We start from the raw sequence: 20,036 nt of genomic DNA on the forward strand, positions 1-20,036 counted from the left end.
TCCTAATAGCGGCCAAATACAGAGAAAGGAAAACGTCTGGCGGATGGCTGCGTTTAGTGACTTAATTCTTTAAAACTACATAACTACATTGCTAAATATCAATAACTGGCGTTCAGGCTGAAACCGGCCGTATGGCTGGCCGTGCGGAAGAGTTCAGATTTATGCACGGGCCAGCCGACAAAGGCGTCGTACTGCATGCCCAGCCATTGCCCCCGCAAGCCGACGAAACCGCCCGTCAGGCGGCGCGCGATCAGCCATTCGGCGGATGGCCCCGATACCTCGCCATGATCGAGTCCCGCATACGCTTGCTGGCCGCTGCTGCCCAGCGGCACGCCGACTTCGTTGCGCAGCAGCCAGCCACGCTCGGCCGACAGGCTGCTTTCGCCGTCATAGCCGCGCACGGTATACCGCCCGCCAATCGCAAAACGGTCTTGCGGCACCAGCGGCGTACGGTTGTGCTGCATGCGCCAGCTGCCCGTGTAGTGCAACGGCTGGCCAGCCAGCGTGAACGGCGCCGACACGGCCATGTCGGCCAGCAGCAAGCGCATACGCGAGGTACCCTCGCCAAACGCTTCCTCAGGCGCGGCCAGCGCCTCCATCGCGCCCGTGCCGCGCCGGTATTGCAGGTTGACGTCAAACGTGGCCTGGCCGAAGAATTCGCGGTGGCCGATACCGATTTCCCAGCCGGCCATGCGGCGGCGCTGCACTTCCACTTCCGTGTCGTCGATGAAGTTTTGCGCGGAACGTTGCCAGCCCCGTAGCGACACCGTCGTCTTGCGCGAGGCGTCGCGGTACACCAGGCGCGACAACTTGACTTCGCGATTCTGGCTGGCGCCGCTGTAGTTGTAGTCCTGGCTGATGCCGGCCACGGACTGGTGGTAATGGCTGTCGCTGACCGTGAAGGCCAGCAGCCAGTAGGCGTAGGGAATCGAATAATGCGCCACCATGCCGGCCGTGCCGCGCGGGCCGTCGCGGTCGCCGTCGACGTTCTGGTTCAGGCTCAGGTAAAACAGGTCGTTCAGGGTCAGCCAATGGTCGTACGACAGGGTCACGCTGCCCTGCAGCTTGCCCGTCGAGCGCGAACCGCCATCGTCGAGGCCTAGTGCCAGGCGGAATGGCAAGCCCTGCTTCCACTGTATCTGCAAGTCGCTCTCGCCCGGCTTCGCATTGCCGCCCTCGGCCGGCATGATCTGGATATCGGCTTCCGCTGTCGGCACGCGCTTGAAGTTTTCCAGCGCCTGTTCCGTATCTCGCACATTGAGCAAGTCGCCCGGGCGCGCCGGCACGGCATTCCACCACGTGGCGCGGGGATTCGTGCCGGGCGCAAAGCCGATCTGGCGGATACGCCCCGGCATCACGCTCAAGGCCAGCGTCCCCTTGCTCAAATCCTGCGGTTCGGCCAGCACGCGCGTCGTGACATAGCCGCGCGCGATGATGACGTTCTGCAGCCGGCCCATCAGTACATTGATGGCCTGCGTGCCCAGGCAGCGCCCCAGCGCAGAGTCCGGCGCGCCCAGGTCGTCGCGCCCGGCGGCGGCCAGCGCCCACTGGAATTGCACGGCGTCCTCGCCTCGCAACACCAGCTGGTCAATCGTGAAGCATGGCGATTCTCCCGCAGGCAGGCGGTTGGCGGAGGCGGCCACGGGCGCCTCGAGCAGGCGCACGTCGGGAGTGCGTTCCTGCTGCTGGCGCAGGAGGCGCTCACGTTCTTGCTGGCGGATAAGTTCTTGGCTGGCATCGTCGCGCTGGCTGGCGCCAGGCGGATTGGGAAGGGGCGGTGCAATTTCAGGACGGGTCTGCGCGGACACGGCGGCACACAAGGTGCCGCTTAACAAAAATACACCGCACCATGGCGTCAAGCGCAGGTGCATATGTTGCCTTAGGTAATTATTTACGTAATGAAATTATAAATTAATTATTTCTATAGGGCAACTATATTTATTTCTTGAGAACTTTACCTCTTTGGTAACTGCCTCTCATCTATCGAATTACCACTAGTAAACGGGCACGCGGCCTCGTGGCGTCAGAGCCGGCATTGGGAGCCCCGGCATCGAGGCCATAAAAAAAGCCCTGTAAAAACAGGGCTTTCACTTACTCAGTCATTCCGGGATGCAAAGCTTCCTAGAGGAAACTTACTCCCATTCGATGGTCGCCGGCGGCTTGCCCGAAATATCGTAGACGACGCGGTTGATGCCGCGCACTTCATTGATGATGCGGTTGGAGACCTTGCCCAGCAAGCTGTGCGGCAGGTGCGCCCAGTGGGCCGTCATGAAGTCCTGCGTTTGCACGGCGCGCAGGGCCACCACGTATTCGTAGGTACGGCCATCGCCCATCACGCCCACCGATTTGACGGGCAGGAAGACGGCGAACGCCTGGCTGGTCGCTTCGTACCAGTTCGCTGGCAGCGCGTCCGGGTCGACGGCCTGGCCGGCGACGAACTCGTACGGCGTGTTGCGCAGCTCTTCGATGAAGATGGCATCGGCGCGGCGCAGCAGGTCGGCATAGTCTTTCTTGACTTCGCCGAGGATGCGCACGCCCAGGCCCGGGCCCGGGAATGGGTGGCGGTAGACCATGTCATGCGGCAAGCCGAGCGCGACGCCCAGTTTGCGCACTTCATCCTTGAACAGTTCGCGCAAAGGTTCGAGCAATTTGAGCTTCATGGTGTCCGGCAAGCCGCCCACGTTGTGGTGGCTCTTGATGGTCTGGCCCTTTTTACCTTTGCCGGCCGATTCGATGACATCCGGGTAAATCGTGCCTTGCGCCAGCCATTTGGCGTTGACCAGCTTGCCCGATTCGACCTGGAAGACTTCGACGAATTCGCGGCCGATGATCTTGCGCTTTTGCTCGGGATCGGTGACGCCGGCCAAATGGCCCATGAACTGGTCTTCCGCATCGACGCGGATGACTTTCACGCCCAGGTTCTTGGCGAACATGTCCATCACCATCTTGCCTTCGTCCAGACGCAACAGGCCGTGGTCGACGAAGACGCAGGTCAGCTGGTCGCCGATGGCGCGGTGGATCAGGGCTGCCGCGACGGACGAATCGACGCCACCGGACAGGCCCAGGATGACGTCATCCGTACCGACTTGGGCGCGGATCTTTTCCACCGCTTCGCTGATGTAGTCGGGCATGTTCCAGTCCGACTTGCAGCCGCAGATTTCATGCACGAAGCGGCCGATCATGGCCTTGCCCTGCACCGTGTGCGTCACTTCCGGGTGGAATTGCACGCCGTAGAACTGGCGCTCTTCGTCGGCCATGGCGGCGATCGGGCAGCTCGGGGTGTTGCCCATCAGCTTGAAGCCTGGCGGCATTTCCAACACCTTGTCGCCGTGGCTCATCCACACTTTCAGCATGCCGTGGCCTTCATCGGTGACGAAGTCGGCAATACCGTTGAGCAACTTGGTATGGCTGCGGGCGCGTACTTCGGCGTAGCCGAATTCGCGCACCAGGCCGTTTTCCACCTTGCCGCCCAGCTGGGCCGCCATGGTTTGCATACCGTAGCAGATGCCCAGCACGGGCACGCCCAGCTCGAACACGGCTTGCGGCGCGCGCGGCGAATCGCCGTCCAGGGTGGAATTGTGGCTGCCCGACAGAATCACGCCGGCGGCGCCGTAGTTGCGCACGAATTCGTCGCTGACGTCATACGGGAAGACTTCGGAAAACACGCCGGAATCGCGCACGCGGCGGGCGATCAACTGGGTGACTTGGGAACCGAAATCGAGAATGAGGATTTTAGAGTGCATGGTCGGAGCTTTATTCAGGGTCAATTGCAAAACCGGCGCACTGGGCGCCGGTCTGGACTTTCGCTACCACAATAGCGTAGCTGGAAAACTGTTCAGGGCAAGGCGCAGTGCCGAAGACAGTACGAATAGTACGGCGAGGCACTGGAACGCAGCCATGGACAGTTTCTCCAGTACGCTTACTCGGAGCGGTAGTTAGGCGCTTCTTTCGTGATCTGCACATCATGGACATGCGACTCGCGCATGCCGGCCGAGGTGATTTCCACGAATTCCGCTTTTTCGCGCAGTTCGTCGATAGTAGCGCAACCGCAGTAACCCATCGATTGACGCACGCCGCCCACCAGCTGGAAGATGATCGCCAGCACGCTGCCCTTGTAGGCCACGCGGCCTTCGATACCTTCAGGCACGAACTTGTCGGCCTTCATCGTGGCGTCCTGGAAATAACGGTCAGCCGAGCCATCGGACATCGCGCCCAGCGAACCCATGCCGCGGTACGACTTGTAGCTGCGGCCCTGGTACAGGATCACTTCGCCCGGTGCTTCTTCCGTACCGGCAAACATGGAGCCCATCATGACGGTCGAGGCGCCAGCGGCCAGCGCTTTCGAAATATCGCCCGAGAAGCGGATGCCGCCGTCGGCGATACATGGCACGCCCGTGCCTTCCAGTGCTTCCGCCACGTTCGAGATGGCCGTGATTTGCGGCACGCCCACACCGGCGACGATACGCGTGGTGCAGATGGAGCCAGGACCGATGCCAACCTTGACGGCGTCGGCGCCGTATTCCACCAGTGCCTTGGCGGCAGCGGCCGTAGCGATGTTGCCGCCAATCACTTCGACTTGCGGATACTTGGTCTTGATCCAGCGTACGCGGTCGAGGATGCCTTGCGAGTGGCCGTGGGCCGTATCGACCACCAGCACGTCGACGCCGGCAGCGACCAGCAGGTCGATGCGCTCTTCATCCTTGGCGCCTACGCCGACGGCAGCGCCGACCAGCAGCTTGCCCTGGCTGTCTTTCGACGCGAACGGGTGGGAAGTCGACTTCTGGATATCCTTGACGGTGATCAGACCGCGCAGTTCGAACGCGTCGTTGACGACCAGCACGCGCTCGAGGCGGTGCTTGTTCATCAGGCGCTTGGCTTCGGCCGTATCGGCGTCTTCCTTGACGACCACGAGTTTTTCGCGCGGGGTCATCTTGGCGGAAGCTTCCGCGTCGAGTTCCTGCTCAAAGCGCAAATCGCGGTTGGTGATGATGCCGACGACTTCCTTGCCTTTGACAACAGGGAAACCGCTGATGCCGTATTGTTCCGTCAGGGCGATCACGTCGCGGATTTTCATTTCCGGCGGAATCGTGATCGGGTCGCGCAGCACGCCGGCTTCGAAACGCTTCACGCGGGCCACTTCACGTGCCTGGTCTTTCGGATTCAAATTCTTGTGAATGATGCCGATGCCGCCTTCCTGGGCCATCGCGATCGCGAGGCGGGCTTCCGTCACCGTATCCATGGCTGCGGACAGCAAGGGAATATTCAGGGTGATATTGCGGGTCAGGCGAGTTTTGAGGGACGTATCGGCGGGCAGAACGTTGGAGTAGGCTGGGACGAGCAGCACGTCATCGAATGTGAGTGCTTTTTGAAGTAGACGCATAGCATTTCCTATTGGCGCAAAAGCAGATTATACAGAAAAAAGCGCCCTCCGTCCTTGCAGCATAGAAAAGATATTTGGAAATAGCAAAAAAATGTCCCGCCAGGGCCTGCCGCAAGCCGCAGCCCTGCCCTCTTCCAGACCCGTCAGGTCTTGGCGGGCTTGCCGCTGGCACGCCGACGGCGCGCTTCTTTCGGGTCCGCCTGCAGCGGACGGTACACCTCGATACGGTCATGCTCGCGCAAGACGGTGTCCAACGGCCTCTTCTTGCCATAGATGCCGACCATATTCACGGCCAGGTCGATGCCGGGGACTTCCTGCAGCAAGCCGCTCTGCTCCACCGCCTGGCCGATGGTGGCGCCTGCAGCCACTGTCAAGGTGCGCAGGAAGCTGCTATCGGGCAAGGCATGGCAAACTTGCACCTGGATGCTCACTTCAGCCATACACCGTCTCCGCGCGCTTGCAGAAGGAATCGACCATGCTGTTGGCGATCATGCCGAAGACGGGGCCGATGATCTGCTCGAGCACGCGACTGGAAAACTCGTAGTGCAGGTCCAGTTCGATCTTGCACGCATCTTCACGCAGGGCCTTGAAGGTCCACACGCCGTCGAGGGTCTTGAAAGGACCGTCCACCAGCTTCATCTTGATGGAGCTCGGCGGCACGTTCTCGTTGGACGTGGTGAAGCTTTGGCGCACGCCGTGGTAATGTATGCCCACGCTGGCGACGACCGTGTTCTCGCCCCGCTCGCGAATCTCGACCGCACCGCACCAGGGCAGGAATTTGGGATAATCCTCCACCGCCGCCACCAGCGCGAACATTTGTTCGGCGCTATAGCCGAGAAAAACTGATTTATGTACTACTGCCATTGAAGAACCATTTGCTATGATGTTGGATACATTTGATTTTATCGCGCTTGCGCGAGACAGTAGTTTAACCGACCCGCGCACATTTACCATCTCATGACCATAGCAGACAACAGAAAAGCCTTCCACGACTACTTTATCGAGGATCGCTACGAAGCCGGCATCGTGCTGGAAGGCTGGGAAGTCAAAGCCATCCGCGACGCCCGCGTACAAATCAAGGAAGCCTACGTTGTCGTCCGCGGCGATGAACTCTTCCTGTTCGGCGCGCATATCAGCGCCCTGCCGACCGCCTCTACCCACATCCACCCGGAAGCCGTACGCACGCGCAAGCTGCTGCTGCACCGTGCGGAAATGGATAAACTGATCGGCAAGGTGGAACGCTCCGGCTATACGCTGGTGCCGCTCAACCTGCACTACAAGGGCGGCCGCGTCAAATGCGAAATCGGCCTGGCCAAAGGCAAGAAACAGCACGACAAGCGGGCAGCGGAACGCGACCGCGACGGCGCGCGCGAAGTGCAGGCGGCAATGAAGTCGCACCGCCGCTGATCCGGCACCACGCGCAGCGATCTGCGCCGATACCACCAAGCCCGGCTATATGCCGGGTTTTATTTTGCCGGTACCTGCGGCAAACGGAAATGCACAGCGCGATGGGATGAAAACAGGAAAAGGAAGAAATACTGCGGGAATAAGACAGGTACTATCGAAAATACCATGGAGATAAACGAATGAATCAGCTTTGCCTGCCTGGCCAAAGACGATTAATCAGGAAAGTTCCGGATGCTTGCATGCTGCCTTGTACTACACCTGTACTACTCCACAGGACAAGCATCCGAATGAACGGTTTGTTAAACCTTCAGGATCAAACCTTCAGCAGATCGCGCGACTTGCCCGAATCGGTCCACTCTTTGACCCATTTCGGTTGACGGCCACGGCCAGTCCATTGCTGCGTCGCATCATCCGGATTGCGATAGCGTACTGCGACCGTGCCGGTTTTAGCGCGGATACCGGTACCAACCAGATCTTTTACGGAAACGCCAACGCTCTGGGCGATTGCCAGGATTTGTTCACGCGCTTTGGACAGATCGTCCTGTTCGCGTTTCTTCATTTGCTTCTTGATGTCGTCCTGCAAGGTGCGCAGTTCGGACAGGGATAAGCTGGACAGATCCATGATATTTCCTTGTGTGAGTTGAAAAATATAACTGAACAGTTAAATTCTATCCAATTGTAACGCGACTGAGGTGATTTTTCTTGAGATTTGATTGTTTTTTACAATTCTTTTACCAAAAACCCGACTTCCCCGACCTTCAGATGATGTAAGTCTTCAATCCAGGGAGCGGACATCGCGCCGGACCGACTGCCTGCGCCGACTTCCCTTCCTTGTGCGATCGCGATTCAATGCAGCACCATCGGCAGTATTTATTTTGCAGCACTTTCTGCTTCATTGCAATTTATAGTAATCATAAATTGCAATTCAAAATATACATGGGAGCAATACTATCGCCAATTATGCCTCGACTCCCAATCACTACCCAAGTATCCGCCGCGGATATCAGTTGAATCATCGTAATGCATGAGCAGCAGATTCTACTTCAATCAAAAAGATAAGCGTCGCACGACAGCATATAATCCCGAAAGTGCGCACAGCATAGCATAAAGAAAATATTTTCAACATTGCCATTTAAAGCGCAGATACTCGAACCCTGTTTCCAGCATATATTCCAGCAGCGCAAATGAAAACTGCCCGCGATATGGCGGGCAGTTTTGACGACTAACTTGCTACGAGTTTGCTATTCACCAGGCAATCAGGGAATAGCCACGCCGCTTTTCGGCTTTTGCGTTTTCACCACCTGCATCGCCGTGGCGATCAAACCACTCATATCGCCCAGATTGGCCGGCACGATAATCGAGTTATTTGTTTTCGCCAATTGCGCGAACGCGCCCACATACTGCTCGGCCACTTTCAGGTTGACGGCATCTTCGCCGCCCGGCTCGCGGATGGCGGCGCCCACCTGGCGCAGCGCTTCGGCACTGGCTTGCGCCAGTGCGACGATGGCCGTGGCCTGGCCTTCGGCGCGGTTGATCGACGCCTGCTTTTCGCCTTCCGAGCGGGCAATCGCCGCTTCGCGCTCGCCGCTGGCGATATTGATCTGCTCCTGCTTGCGCCCTTCCGAGGCGGCAATCAGCGCACGCTTTTCGCGTTCAGCCGTAATCTGCGCCTGCATCGCATGCAGGATTTCCTTGGGCGGCGTCAAATCCTTGATTTCATAGCGCAATACCTTGACGCCCCAATTCGCCGCCGATTCATCGATGGCATTCACGATGGCCGTATTGATATGGTCGCGTTCTTCAAATGTCTTGTCGAGTTCCATTTTACCGATCACCGAACGCAAGGTCGTTTGCGCCAGTTGCGTAATGGCGGCGATATAATTCGACGAACCATACGAAGCACGCATGGCGTCGGTAATCTGGAAATACAGAATGCCATCGACCTGCAATTGCGTATTGTCGCGCGTAATACATACCTGCGGCGGCACGTCGAGCGGAATTTCCTTGAGCACATGCTTGTAGGCGATACGGTCGACAAAAGGCACGACGATATTCAAGCCAGGACCCAATACCGCATGGAACTTGCCCAGGCGCTCCACCACCCAGGCATGCTGCTGCGGTACCACATTGACCGTCTTGAAGACAAATACCAATGCCAGCAATAACAAGATCAACGACATGCTTCCGATGCTTACTTCCATAATCTACTCTCCAGGTTATCCAACAATCAAACGGCTGCCACGCACGGCGCGTATGGTGTAATGGCCGGCCTGCGTATCGCTGCCGGGAATCAGTTCCACATCCCACAAGGCGCCGCGGTACATGACGCGCGCCGCGCCATCGACCCAATGCGCGACCGCCACGCTTTGGCCGATATCGAGATTGACATTCGGATCCTGCGCCGCATCGCGCCGCGCCGCCTTGCCAAAACGGCTGCGCCGCAATAACAGGGTGGCCGCCACGCCGACAATGGCGGCCGTCAGGGCTTGCCAGCCGCCATTGCCGCCAGCCAGCGCCACCAGTCCTCCGGCACTGATACCGATGGCGATCATCAGCAAATAAAACGTGCCCGTAAACAGCTCCAGGATCAATACCGCGCCAGCCGCCACAAACCAGCCTACCCATTCAGCCATGATGCCTCCATCTTTGCGAATCCGAAAATAAAAAACCCCGCAGCCTATATAAGCGACGGGGTTTAATGCGTATTACTGCCTGATATTATTCTTGCCAAACACCTATATACAAGCAGTCTAACGCAATTCCTGATGGCGTCAATAGGCAGGGGCGAATTAGCGCCGCAGGCCCGGCAATTACTCTTCCAGCAGGCTGCGCAACATCCACGCCGTCTTTTCATGCAAATCGAGGCGCTGCGTGATCAGGTCGGCCGTCGGCTGGTCATTGGCTTTTTCCAGCAGCGGGAACAGGCGGCGCGCCGTGCGCGCAGTCGCTTCCTGTGCCGATACCAGGTGGCTGACCATGTCCAGCGCCGGCGGCACGCCGTCGATTTCCTTGATCGAGGCCAGCTTGACGAATTCCTTGTAGGTACCGGGTGCAGGATAGCCGAGAGCGCGGATGCGCTCGGCGATCAGGTCCAGCGCGGCCCACTGTTCCGTGTATTGCGTCATGAACATCAGGTGCAGGGTGTTGAACATCGGCCCCTTGACGTTCCAGTGAAAATTATGGGTCATCAGGTACAAGGTGTAGCTGTCGGCCAGCAGGCCGGACAGGCCTTCCGCAATCTTCGCGCGGTCCGCCTCGGAAATGCCGATGTCGATCTTTGCCACTTTGCTCGGTTTCTTGCTTGCCATGAGAACTCCCGTTTCAATGTATTGGTGGAATCATTTTAGCTGATCTGGCGCAATGCCATCGAATACAGGCGTGCGCCGCATGGCAGGCATAAAAAAACCCGCTGCCGGGTGAGCGGCAGCGGGTTTTCAGAGGGCGGACAAGACGCTTACGCTTTCAGCGCAGCGAGCTTTTGCCAGGTATCGATCACCGAGTCCGGATTCAGCGACATAGATTCGATGCCCTGCTCCATCAGCCAGACGGCGAAGTCCGGATGGTCGGAAGGACCCTGGCCGCAAATGCCGATGTACTTGCCGCGTGCCAGGCAAGCCTTGATGGCCAGGGCCAGCAGGGCTTTCACGGCAGGATCGCGCTCGTCGAAGTCGGCGGCCAGCAATTCCATGCCGGAATCGCGGTCCAGACCCAGGGTCAGCTGGGTCAGATCGTTCGAACCGATCGAGAAGCCGTCGAAATGGTCGAGGAACTGGTCGGCCAGGATGGCGTTCGACGGCACTTCGCACATCATGATGACGCGCAAGTCGTTCTCGCCGCGCTTCAAGCCATTCTTCGCCAGCAGGTCGATGACTTTCTCGGCCTGGCCCAGGGTGCGCACGAAGGGCACCATGATTTCCACGTTCGTCAGGCCCATGTCATTGCGCACGCGCTTCATCGCTTCGCATTCCATGTTGAACGCTTCGGAGAAGTCGGCCGACAGGTAGCGCGCCGCGCCGCGGAAGCCCAGCATCGGGTTTTCCTCGTCCGGCTCGTAGCGCGAACCGCCGATCAGCTTCTTGTACTCGTTCGACTTGAAGTCGGACAGGCGCACGATGACTTTTTTCGGCCAGAACGCGGCGGCGATGGTGGCGATGCCTTCGGCCAGCTTGTCGATGTAGAACGCTTTTGGCGAAGCGTGGCCGCGCGCCACCGATTCCACGGCCTTTTTCAGGTCGGCGTCGATGTTCGGGTATTCCAGGATCGCGCGCGGATGCACACCAATATTGTTATTGATGATGAATTCCAGGCGCGCCAGGCCCACGCCGGCATTCGGCACGGACTGGAAGTCGAACGCCAGTTGCGGATTGCCCACGTTGAGCATGATCTTGGTGTCGAGCTTCGGCAATTCGCCGCGCGACACTTCCGACACTTCCGTTTCCAGCAAGCCATCGTAGATCTTGCCTTCGTCGCCTTCGGAGCACACCACAGTGACGAAGGTGCCGTCCTTCAGCACGTCGGTGGCGTTGCCGCAGCCGACCACGGCAGGCACGCCCAGCTCACGCGCGATAATTGCCGCGTGGCAAGTACGGCCGCCACGGTTGGTGACGATGGCCGAAGCGCGCTTCATGACCGGTTCCCAGTTCGGGTCCGTCATGTCGGCAACGAGCACGTCGCCTGGCTGCACGCGTTCCATGTCGGCCGGGTCGTGGATCACGCGCACGGGGCCGGCGCCGATCTTCTGGCCAATGGCGCGGCCGGAGGTCAGCACGGTGCCGGTGCTTTTCAGCTTGAAGCGCTCCTGCACGTCGGTCGCCTTTTGCTGCGACTTGACGGTTTCAGGACGCGCCTGCAGGATGTACAGCTTGCCGTCGCGGCCATCCTTGCCCCACTCGATGTCCATCGGACGGCCGTAGTGGTTTTCGATGATGACGGCGTATTTGGCCAACTCCACCACTTCGCTGTCGTTCAGCGAGTAGCGGTTGCGCATTTCGACGGGCACGTCGACGGTTTTCACGGAACGGCCGGCTTTCGCTTCATTCGTGAATTCCATCTTCAGCAGTTTCGAGCCGATATTGCGGCGGATCACGGGCGACTTGCCTTTTTCCAGCATCGGCTTGTGCACATAGAATTCGTCGGGATTGACGGCGCCCTGCACCACGGTTTCGCCCAGGCCGTAGCTGGAAGTGACGAAGACCACGTCCTTGAAGCCCGATTCGGTATCGATGGTAAACATCACGCCAGCGGCACCCAGGTCGGAGCGCACCATGCGCTGCACGCCGGCCGACAGGGCCACTTCAGCGTGCGTAAAGCCCTTGTGCACGCGGTACGAGATGGCGCGGTCGTTGTACAGCGACGCGAACACCTGCTTCATGGCCTCGAGCACGTTGTCGATGCCGACCACGTTCAGGAAGGTTTCTTGCTGACCAGCAAAAGACGCGTCCGGCAAGTCTTCCGCCGTGGCCGAGGAACGTACGGCAAACGACATTTCGGTATCGGAATCGGCCACCAGCTTGGCGTAGAACTGGTCGATTTCGGCGGCCAGGCGGGGCTGGAATGGTGTTTCCACGATCCATTGACGGATCTCGGCGCCGGCTTGCGCCAGCGAGCGCACGTCATCGATGTTCAGCCCTTCGAGGCGCTGGGCGATGCGTTCGGCCAGCGGCAAGCCGCCGTTGGCGCTATACGACAGGAAATCGCGGAATGCCTGCGCCGTGGTGGCAAAGCCACCGGGCACGCGCACGCCGGCTTCCGCCAGTTGGCTGATCATTTCGCCCAGGGAGGCGTTCTTGCCGCCGACGGATTCGACATCCGTCATGCGCAAATGCTCGAACGAGGCAACATACACCGCGTCCTTGTCTTCCTGCTGTTGCGATACTGCGTTGGTCATAATGACACCCTTACTGATGATAGAAATCTTTACGCGCGGCGCACAGACAGTCTTCTTGTTATTCTTGGCGTCGTGCAGCACAATCATACCGTTGCAGCCATTTTACCTTGTGCGGCGCAAATTGACGACGCACAATCTTGATCCGAAAACCCATGACACAAGAACCACGCCCTCCTCTGCCCTCCGCGGCCCGCACCGTCTTCTTCGTTTCCGACGGCACCGGCATCACCGCCGAGACGTTCGGCCACTCGGTGCTGACGCAGTTCGATCTGCGCTTCCGCCAGATCCGCCTGCCCTTCATCGATACCATGGACAAGGCCTACGAGGCGGCGCGCAAGATCAACGAAGCCTTCGCCACCGATGGGCAGCGCCCGATCATTTTCTCGACCCTGGTGAAGAACGACCTGTCGGCCGTGATCCGCAAGTCCAGCGGCATGCACATGGACCTGATCCAGACCTTTGTCGCCCCGCTGGAGCAGGAGCTGGGCGTGATGTCGACCCATACCATCGGGCGTTCGCACAACATCGTCGACAGCGAGGAATACAAGAACCGCATCGAGGCGATCAACTATTCGCTGGCGCACGACGATGGTCAGTCGCACAAGAACCTGTCCTCGGCCGATGTCATTCTGGTGGGTGTTTCGCGCTCTGGCAAGACCCCGACCAGCCTGTACCTGGCCATGCAATATGGCATCAAGGCGGCCAATTATCCGCTGATTCCCGACGATTTCGAGCGCGACAAGCTGCCATCGGCCTTGCTGGAATTTAAGAATAAAATTTTCGGATTGAGCATTACGCCCGAACGTTTGTCGGAAATACGCAACGAAAGACGCGCTGGAAGCAAGTATGCGGCCATCGAAAACTGCCGTTACGAGGTCAACGAGGCGGAAAAAATGATGAAACGCGAGGGTATCCGCTGGCTGTCGTCGACCACCAAGTCGATCGAAGAGATCTCCACGACGATCCTGCAAGAGATCAAGCCGAACCGCCGCGAGTACTAGAACGCTTGACCAAACCTGCTGCGCGTCGGTATAGGCGGCTTGCGATGCTCACCGGCTCGGCGCCCCCGTACCAAGTACGGTTGCGCTTCTCGGCCACCTCTCCCTTCCGCTCGCTACGGTTTTGTCAGGCGTTCGTTTCGCTCGAAAGCACCGTCAGCGCGGCGACCAGCTGATCGAGTTCACTGGTCTGCGTCGTGATGGCCACCGTGGCGCGCACGACATCGGTGTCGCCGATATTGCGCTCCACCGTGAAGATGCCAAAGCGCTGCAGCAAGGCTTGCTGCAACTGGCGCGAGCTCATGCCGTCGACGGCAAACGCCACCAGCGCCGTGCCCCGTTTCGCATCGAGCGGCGACAACATGCGTACGCCGGGCAGGTGCGCAGCGCGGCTGACCCAGTAATTGCGCAGCCAGGCCAAGTGCTCCATCTTGGCCGGCGTACCGCCCAGGCGCGCATGGAACTCCAATGCGGCAGGCGCGGCCAGGATGGCGCCGATCGGCGGCATGCCCATGTGCAGCCGGCTGCGGATATCATCCAACGGATAATCCTCGTCGCCAAAATGCGGCTCGATCTTGTGCAGCTGCGAGGCGCGGATATACACGACACCCAGTCCCGCCGGCGCCCCCAGCCATTTGTGCAGATTGAAACCGGCGAAATCGACGCCCATGGCCTGCACGTCCACGTCGACCTGCCCCAGCGCATGAGCGCTGTCGAGCAGCACGTCGATACCGTGCTCGCGCGCCAGCGCCATGATGTCCCGCACCGGCAGTTGCTGGCCGTTGGCCGGCGTCACCTGCGACAGCAACAGCAATTTGGGCTTGACGGCCTGGCGCATGGCTTGCGCGTAACTGGCGACAATCTCGTCATCGCTGATGGGCAAGCGCAATGTGACTTGCGTGCTGGTGACGCCACGGCGCTGCGCCAGCCAGCGCATGGCCGTGCGCATGGCCGGATAGTCGAGATTACTCCACAGCACCGTATCGCCGGGCGCCAGGCCGTGGTATTGCGTGATCAGCACCTGCATGGACTCGGTGCCGCTGCGGGTCAGCAGGATTTCGTGCGGTTCGGCATGGATCAGTTCCGCGACGCGCCGGCGCAGGATATCCACATGCGTGCGCGTGAATTCGCCGCGCACGAAAGGACTCAGCTGTTCATTGGTGTAGCGCACGGCCTGCTCGAAGGCCGCTTGCACGGGCGCGGCCATGGCGCCGAAATAGCCGTGTTCGAGATTGACGATGGCGTCCGGCGGCGCGGGATACAAGGCGGCCACCTGGCGCCACCAGGCTTCGTCACGTGCGGCGCCGTCGGCAAGCAGGGGGAAAGACATGGCTACCCTGTTCAGGCCTGGCCCTGGCGCAGCTGCTCGAAGAAGCAGACGGCGGCGCAGGCGGCCACGTTCAGCGATTCGATCTGGCCCAGGTGGGGAATGACCACCTGGTGCGTCGCCATCGACAGCAGATCGTCGGCCACGCCCTGCCCTTCATGGCCGAACAGCCAGGCGACGGGCTGGCGCAGGTCGACGTCATACAAGCGCTGCGTGGCATAGCCGCTGGTGGCGAGCGTCGCCACCTTGGCGCCGGAAACGAGCGCTGCCAGGTCGACGTTTTCAAAGATGTCGAGCACGAAGTGCGCGCCCATTGCCGCGCGCAGCACCTTCGGCGACCAGCAGAAGGCCGTGCCGGCGCTGCAATACACCTGCGTGATGCCGGCGGCGGCCGCGCTGCGCAGGATGGAACCCACGTTGCCCGGATCTTGCAGGTTATCGAGCAGCACGGCCGACACGCTCAGCGGCTGCGTGACGGCCCGTTCCGGCGTCTCGATGAGGAACATCACGCCCACGCCGTGCTCTACCTGGCTCACGGCGTGATACAGCGCGTCGGGCAAGCCCAGAACGTGCGCGCGCTGGCTTTCCAGCTGGCCGACGATGTCCGCCACTTCCGGGTTCTGCAAGGCGCTTTCGCTGACGATGCACTGCTCCGGCATGCCGCGCAGCTGCAGGTAGGACTGGCACAGGTGCACGCCGTCGAGCAGGGTGCGGCCCGACTTGCGGCGCGCCTGCGAACTGCCCGCCAGTTTCAGCAAATCCTTGTATTGCGCATTGTCGCGCGAGGTGATCGTCTTCATGCCACCACCTCCTGTCCGCCAAACAAGGCGATCACGTTGCGCACGGGCGCGAACGAGCGGCGGTGCACGGGCGAGGCGCCGTGCAGGTGCAGGCGCTCCAGGTGCAATTTCGTGCCATAGCCCTTGTGCTGATCGAAGCAGTATTCGGGATAGGCCGCATGCAGGTGCACCAGTGCCGCGTCGCGCGCCGTCTTGGCCAGGATCGAGGCGGCGGAAATCGAATCGACCTTGTCGTCGCCGCCGATGATGGCCATGCCGCGTATCGGCATCACGGGGCAGCGGTTGCCGTCGATCAGGGCCAGGGTCGGCACGGTAGTCAAAGCCTCGACGGCACGGCGCATGGCCAGCATCGACGCCTGCAAAATGTTCAGGCGGTCGATTTCCTCTTCCGACGCTTCGGCGATGGCCCAGGCCAGGGCCTTGGCCTTGATTTTCGGCGCCAGCAGGTCGCGCCTGGCTTCGGTGAGCTTTTTCGAATCGCGCAAGCCGTCGATGGGCCGGTTCGGGTCGAGGATCACGGCGGCGGCGAACACGGGGCCGGCCAGCGGACCGCGCCCTGCCTCGTCGACACCGCAGATGATTTCATCGAGCGAGAATGGCAAGTCGTCAAACAGGCCGGGATAGATATTTTTCACGTTGAATCTTTGGTTGGTACTGCAGTTGAAGCGGTGATCGGGAGTTACTTGCGGTTGGCGGCGATGACTTGCATGACGGCGTTGGCGCTTTCGCGCGCGCTGTCGCGCAGCAGGCTGTGGTGCATGTCCGTGAAGCGCTGCACCAGGCGCAGGCGGCCCGGCACGTCGCTCAGCTGCTGCCACATGGCCTCGGCCAGCGCTTCCGGGCTGGCCGCGTTCTGCAGCAGCTCGGGCACCAGGTAGTCGCGCGCCAGGATATTCGGCAAACCGATCCACGGCTGGTAACCCATGTGGCGCATGATTTCCCACGACGCCCGCATCATCTTGTAGGCGATAACCATGGGTTTCTTGTACAGCGCCACTTCCAGCGAGGCTGTGCCGGACGCCACCAGCACCGCATCGGCGGCGCAGATGGCCGTGTGCGAGCCGCCATCCGTCAGCAGTATCTCGATGTCCTGCAGGCCCGCTTCGCGGATCAGCTGCAAAAAGTACTGGCGCTGTTTTTCGCCGGCCATGGGCGCGACGAAACGCAAGGAGCGGTCGCGCGCCAGCAGCAGCTTGCAGGCAGCCACGAACGCCACCGTATTGTATTTGAGCTCGCCCATGCGGCTGCCCGGCATCAAGGTCACGACGTTCGCGTCTTCCGGCAAGCCCAGGGTGCGGCGCGCGGCCGCTTCGTCGGGCTGCAAGGGGATCATTTCGGCCAGCGGATGGCCGACATAGGTGACGGGCACGCCCGCCTTGCGGTAGATCTCTTCCTCGAACGGGAAGATCACCAGCATGTGCGAGACGGCCTTGATGATTTTCTTGATGCGCCCGCCGCGCCAGGCCCAGATCTGCGGCCCGATGTAGTGCACGGTGGGGATGCCGCCTTCCTTGAGCTGCTGTTCCAGGCCCAGGTTGAAGCCGGGATAATCGGCGCCGATGAAGACGGCCGGCCGTTCCGCCAGCAACTGGTCGCGCAGCGCGTTCTGGATGCCCTTGATTTCGCGGTAGCGGGGAATGATCTCGAAGAGGCCCCGTACCGTCAGCTTGTCGAGCGGCCAGTCGGAGATAAAGCCCTGCTTGGCCATGTGCTCGCCGCCGATGCCGTGGAAGCGCGTGCCGGGCAGCTGCGGCACGAGGCCAGACAGCAGCCGGCTGGCCAGCAGGTCGCCCGACACCTCGCCGGCGACGATGGCGACGTTGGCGACAGCGAGGCCGCTGGCCTGGTCAGCGGACGATGCCACGCGAGGCCACGCCAAGGAATTCGCGCATGGCGCGAATGTGTTGCGCCACCTCGGGCGACGACGCCGCTTCTTCTTCGAACAGGGCTGCCTTCGATTCCTCCAGGGTCAGTCCCGAGCGGTAGATGATTTTATACGCGGCGCGGATGCCGTTGATCTGCTCGCGCGTAAAGCCGCGGCGTTTCAAGCCCTCGATATTGACGCCATGCGCCTGCGCCGGATTGCCGTTCAACAGCACAAAAGGCGGCACGTCCTGCGTCAGGCTGGTGCTCATGCCGACAAAGGCATGCGCGCCGATCTTGCAGAACTGGTGCACGTTGGCGAAGCCGCTCATGATGACCCAGTCGCCGATCTCCACGTGGCCCGCCAGCTGGGCATTGTTCGAAAAGATGGTGTTATTGCCCACCAGGCAGTCATGCGCCAGGTGCACGTATGCCGAAATCCAGTTGTCGTTGCCCAGGCGCGTCACGCCGCCGCCCTGCACGGTACCCGTGTTGAAGGTGCAAAATTCGCGGATGGTGTTGCGGTCGCCGATTTCCAGGCGCGTCGCCTCGCCCGCCCATTTTTTATCCTGCGGCTGCGCGCCGATGGAAGAAAACTGGAACAGGTGGTTGTCGCTGCCGATCGTCGTATGGCCGTCGATGACCACGTGCGGGCCGACCTTGGTGCCGGCGCCGATGCGCACGTGCGGACCGATGATGGTGTACGGACCCACCTCGACCGAGCTGTCGAGCTCGGCCTTCGGGTCGATCACTGCCGTGGAGTGGATGGCCGCCATATTACTGCCCCGCTGGCTGGCTCGCAGACTGGCTCGCATCCTGCGCGCTGCGGATGGTGCACATCAGTTCCGCTTCCAGCGCCACCTTGCCGTCGACGGAGCCGACTGCCTTGTATTTCCAGATGCCGCGCGAGACGCGCAGGATTTCCACATCCATCTTCAGCTGGTCGCCCGGTTCGACAGGACGCTTGAAGCGCGCATTGTCGATGCCGACGAAGTACACCACCGAATTTTCGTCCGGTTTCACGCCCATCGACAGGAACGACAGCAAGGCCGCCGTTTGCGCCAGCGCTTCGATCATCAGCACGCCGGGCATGACCGGTTTGTGCGGGAAATGGCCCTGGAAGAACTCTTCGTTGACCGTCACGTTCTTGATGGCGGTGATGGTTTTGTTCGCTTCCCAGTCCAGCACGCGGTCAACCAGCAGCAGCGGATAGCGGTGCGGCAGCAGCGATTTGATGGCCAGGATGTCGAGGGTCTTTTTTTCAGTAGTCATTTTTCGTCTTGCGTGGTCAGTGTTTTAATTGTTTTTTCAAGCGCGCGGATCTTCTCGCGCATGCTTGACAGGTTGCGCACGATGGCGGCGCTCTTTTCCCAGTCGGCGTTCTTGGCCAGCGGATAAAAACCCGTGTACTGGCCCGGCTCCGCGATCGAACGCGAGACCATGCTGCCCGAGCCCACGTGGACGCGGTCGGCAATGGTCAGGTGGCCCAGCACCATGGCGGCGCCGCCAAAGGTGCAGTACTTGCCGATGATGGCGCTGCCGGCCACGCCGACGCAGCCGGCCATGGCCGTGTGTGCGCCGATATGGCAGTTGTGGCCGATCTGGATCTGGTTATCGAGCTTGACGCCATCTTCGATGATGGTGTCGGTCAGTGCGCCGCGGTCGATGGTGGTGTTGGCGCCGATATCGACATCGTCACCGATCACCACCCTGCCCGTCTGCGGAATCTTGATATACACGCCGCCTTCGTTGGCGAAGCCGAATCCGTCGGTGCCGATCACGGCGCCCGAATGGATGATGCCGCGCTGGCCGATCACGCAGCGCGCATGGAAGGTCACGTTGGCCAGCAGTTGCGTGCCTGCGCCGATGACGGCGTCGCGCCCCACCACGCAGCCAGGCCCGATGACGCAGCCGGCACCGATCACGGCGCCCGCTTCGATCACCGCATGCACGCCGACGGAGGCGCTGGCGTCAACCTGCGCGCTGGCGTCGACAAAGGCGCCCGGGTGGATGCCGACCGGGGCCTTGATCTCGTGCAAGGCGGCGAAATACTGCGCCGCGCGCGCAAAATACACATAGGGATTCGGTGTGACGATGCGCGCACCGGCATACTCGGCGCCGATCAGTGCGTCGTCGGCCGGCGTGAGGATCAGCGCGGCAGCGTCGCTGCTGGCCGCCTGTGCGCGGAATTTGCTATTGCTGAGAAAGCTGATGTGCGAAGCGCCGGCGTCGGCCAGCGGTGCGATGCCTGTGACTTCCAGGTTCGGATCGCCCGCCAATTGCCCGCCGAAGCGTTCGACCAATTCTCCTAGTCGAGTGCCCATCTGATTACCTTTATAAATACGCCTGCCAGTGCACGCAGAACATGCACTGG

19 protein-coding genes are annotated in these 20,036 nt (G+C 60.7%); 2 read left to right on the forward strand and 17 right to left on the reverse strand.

The window, feature by feature from the left end; genetic code table 11:
- Nucleotides 1-98: 98 nt before the first annotated feature.
- The 5 genes from O0879_RS06480 to O0879_RS06500 form a co-directional block, all read right to left on the reverse strand.
- Nucleotides 99-1,871, reverse strand: coding sequence for a ShlB/FhaC/HecB family hemolysin secretion/activation protein (locus O0879_RS06480; protein ID WP_289915523.1), 1,773 nt, complete (start codon nucleotides 1,869-1,871; stop codon nucleotides 99-101).
- 261 nt (nucleotides 1,872-2,132) lie between these two features.
- Nucleotides 2,133-3,743 (reverse strand): glutamine-hydrolyzing GMP synthase, encoded by a 1,611-nt coding sequence (gene guaA / locus O0879_RS06485; protein ID WP_101480991.1) that lies wholly within the window; start codon nucleotides 3,741-3,743, stop codon nucleotides 2,133-2,135.
- A 176-nt stretch (nucleotides 3,744-3,919) separates the two neighbouring features.
- Nucleotides 3,920-5,380 carry an IMP dehydrogenase gene (gene guaB / locus O0879_RS06490; protein WP_034752206.1) on the reverse strand — a complete coding sequence of 487 codons (1,461 nt, stop codon included), beginning with the start codon at nucleotides 5,378-5,380 and terminating at the stop codon, nucleotides 3,920-3,922.
- A 143-nt stretch (nucleotides 5,381-5,523) separates the two neighbouring features.
- Nucleotides 5,524-5,820, reverse strand: a complete 297-nt coding sequence (locus tag O0879_RS06495) for an RnfH family protein (protein WP_289915526.1) — start codon at nucleotides 5,818-5,820, stop codon at nucleotides 5,524-5,526.
- The gene (locus tag O0879_RS06500) at nucleotides 5,813-6,244 is read right to left on the reverse strand and encodes a type II toxin-antitoxin system RatA family toxin (protein WP_034752216.1); all 432 of its coding nucleotides are present in this window, start codon (nucleotides 6,242-6,244) and stop codon (nucleotides 5,813-5,815) included. The genes O0879_RS06495 and O0879_RS06500 overlap by 8 nt, the downstream gene beginning before the upstream one ends.
- Nucleotides 6,245-6,337: 93 nt before the next feature.
- Between O0879_RS06500 and smpB the strand changes: the two genes are divergently transcribed.
- A complete protein-coding gene (gene smpB, locus O0879_RS06505; protein WP_034784131.1) occupies nucleotides 6,338-6,787 on the forward strand; it encodes an SsrA-binding protein SmpB in 450 nt (149 codons plus the stop codon).
- A 313-nt stretch (nucleotides 6,788-7,100) separates the two neighbouring features.
- On the opposite strand, the gene O0879_RS06510 is transcribed toward smpB, so the two are convergent.
- The 5 genes from O0879_RS06510 to ppsA form a co-directional block, all read right to left on the reverse strand.
- Complete coding sequence (locus O0879_RS06510) at nucleotides 7,101-7,409, reverse strand: H-NS histone family protein (protein WP_010397665.1); 309 nt, start codon at nucleotides 7,407-7,409, stop codon at nucleotides 7,101-7,103.
- Nucleotides 7,410-8,043: 634 nt separating this feature from the next.
- Nucleotides 8,044-8,988, reverse strand: a complete 945-nt coding sequence (locus O0879_RS06515; protein WP_099664320.1) for a stomatin-like protein — start codon at nucleotides 8,986-8,988, stop codon at nucleotides 8,044-8,046.
- A 15-nt stretch (nucleotides 8,989-9,003) separates the two neighbouring features.
- The gene (locus tag O0879_RS06520) at nucleotides 9,004-9,420 is read right to left on the reverse strand and encodes an NfeD family protein (protein ID WP_099664321.1); all 417 of its coding nucleotides are present in this window, start codon (nucleotides 9,418-9,420) and stop codon (nucleotides 9,004-9,006) included.
- 177 nt (nucleotides 9,421-9,597) lie between these two features.
- Nucleotides 9,598-10,095, reverse strand: coding sequence for a Dps family protein (locus tag O0879_RS06525; RefSeq protein ID WP_034752224.1), 498 nt, complete (start codon nucleotides 10,093-10,095; stop codon nucleotides 9,598-9,600).
- Nucleotides 10,096-10,241: 146 nt separating this feature from the next.
- Entirely contained in the window at nucleotides 10,242-12,674 is a 2,433-nt protein-coding gene (ppsA, locus tag O0879_RS06530) for a phosphoenolpyruvate synthase (protein ID WP_077409088.1), read from the reverse strand.
- Between the two features lie 152 nt (nucleotides 12,675-12,826).
- Between ppsA and O0879_RS06535 the strand changes: the two genes are divergently transcribed.
- Nucleotides 12,827-13,675, forward strand: coding sequence for a pyruvate, water dikinase regulatory protein (locus O0879_RS06535; protein ID WP_035818186.1), 849 nt, complete (start codon nucleotides 12,827-12,829; stop codon nucleotides 13,673-13,675).
- Between the two features lie 124 nt (nucleotides 13,676-13,799).
- Here O0879_RS06535 and O0879_RS06540 read toward each other — a convergent pair whose 3' ends face one another.
- Genes O0879_RS06540 through lpxD form a run of 7 tightly spaced genes read right to left on the reverse strand, consistent with a single transcriptional unit; the run spans nucleotide 13,800 to nucleotide 19,986 of the window.
- On the reverse strand, nucleotides 13,800-15,002 hold the full coding sequence (locus O0879_RS06540; protein ID WP_289915527.1) for an aminotransferase class V-fold PLP-dependent enzyme: 1,203 nt from the start codon (nucleotides 15,000-15,002) through the stop codon (nucleotides 13,800-13,802).
- Nucleotides 15,003-15,013: 11 nt separating this feature from the next.
- The gene (locus O0879_RS06545) at nucleotides 15,014-15,799 is read right to left on the reverse strand and encodes an RNA methyltransferase (RefSeq protein ID WP_251349116.1); all 786 of its coding nucleotides are present in this window, start codon (nucleotides 15,797-15,799) and stop codon (nucleotides 15,014-15,016) included.
- Complete coding sequence (gene rnhB, locus O0879_RS06550) at nucleotides 15,796-16,434, reverse strand: ribonuclease HII (RefSeq protein WP_289915528.1); 639 nt, start codon at nucleotides 16,432-16,434, stop codon at nucleotides 15,796-15,798. The genes O0879_RS06545 and rnhB overlap by 4 nt, the downstream gene beginning before the upstream one ends.
- Before the next feature lie 44 nt (nucleotides 16,435-16,478).
- Nucleotides 16,479-17,663 (reverse strand): lipid-A-disaccharide synthase, encoded by a 1,185-nt coding sequence (gene lpxB / locus O0879_RS06555; RefSeq protein WP_289915529.1) that lies wholly within the window; start codon nucleotides 17,661-17,663, stop codon nucleotides 16,479-16,481.
- The gene (lpxA, locus tag O0879_RS06560) at nucleotides 17,647-18,438 is read right to left on the reverse strand and encodes an acyl-ACP--UDP-N-acetylglucosamine O-acyltransferase (protein WP_289915530.1); all 792 of its coding nucleotides are present in this window, start codon (nucleotides 18,436-18,438) and stop codon (nucleotides 17,647-17,649) included. Before lpxA ends, lpxB begins: the two co-directional genes overlap by 17 nt.
- 1 nt (nucleotide 18,439) lies before the next feature.
- On the reverse strand, nucleotides 18,440-18,934 hold the full coding sequence (gene fabZ, locus O0879_RS06565; protein WP_071077748.1) for a 3-hydroxyacyl-ACP dehydratase FabZ: 495 nt from the start codon (nucleotides 18,932-18,934) through the stop codon (nucleotides 18,440-18,442).
- On the reverse strand, nucleotides 18,931-19,986 hold the full coding sequence (lpxD, locus tag O0879_RS06570) for a UDP-3-O-(3-hydroxymyristoyl)glucosamine N-acyltransferase (protein WP_289915531.1): 1,056 nt from the start codon (nucleotides 19,984-19,986) through the stop codon (nucleotides 18,931-18,933). The genes fabZ and lpxD overlap by 4 nt, the downstream gene beginning before the upstream one ends.
- Between the last annotated feature and the right edge of the window lie 50 nt (nucleotides 19,987-20,036).

Origin of the sequence: Janthinobacterium sp. SUN120 (genome assembly GCF_030397735.1) — a bacterium.
Lineage (GTDB): Bacteria > Pseudomonadota > Gammaproteobacteria > Burkholderiales > Burkholderiaceae_D > Janthinobacterium > Janthinobacterium kumbetense.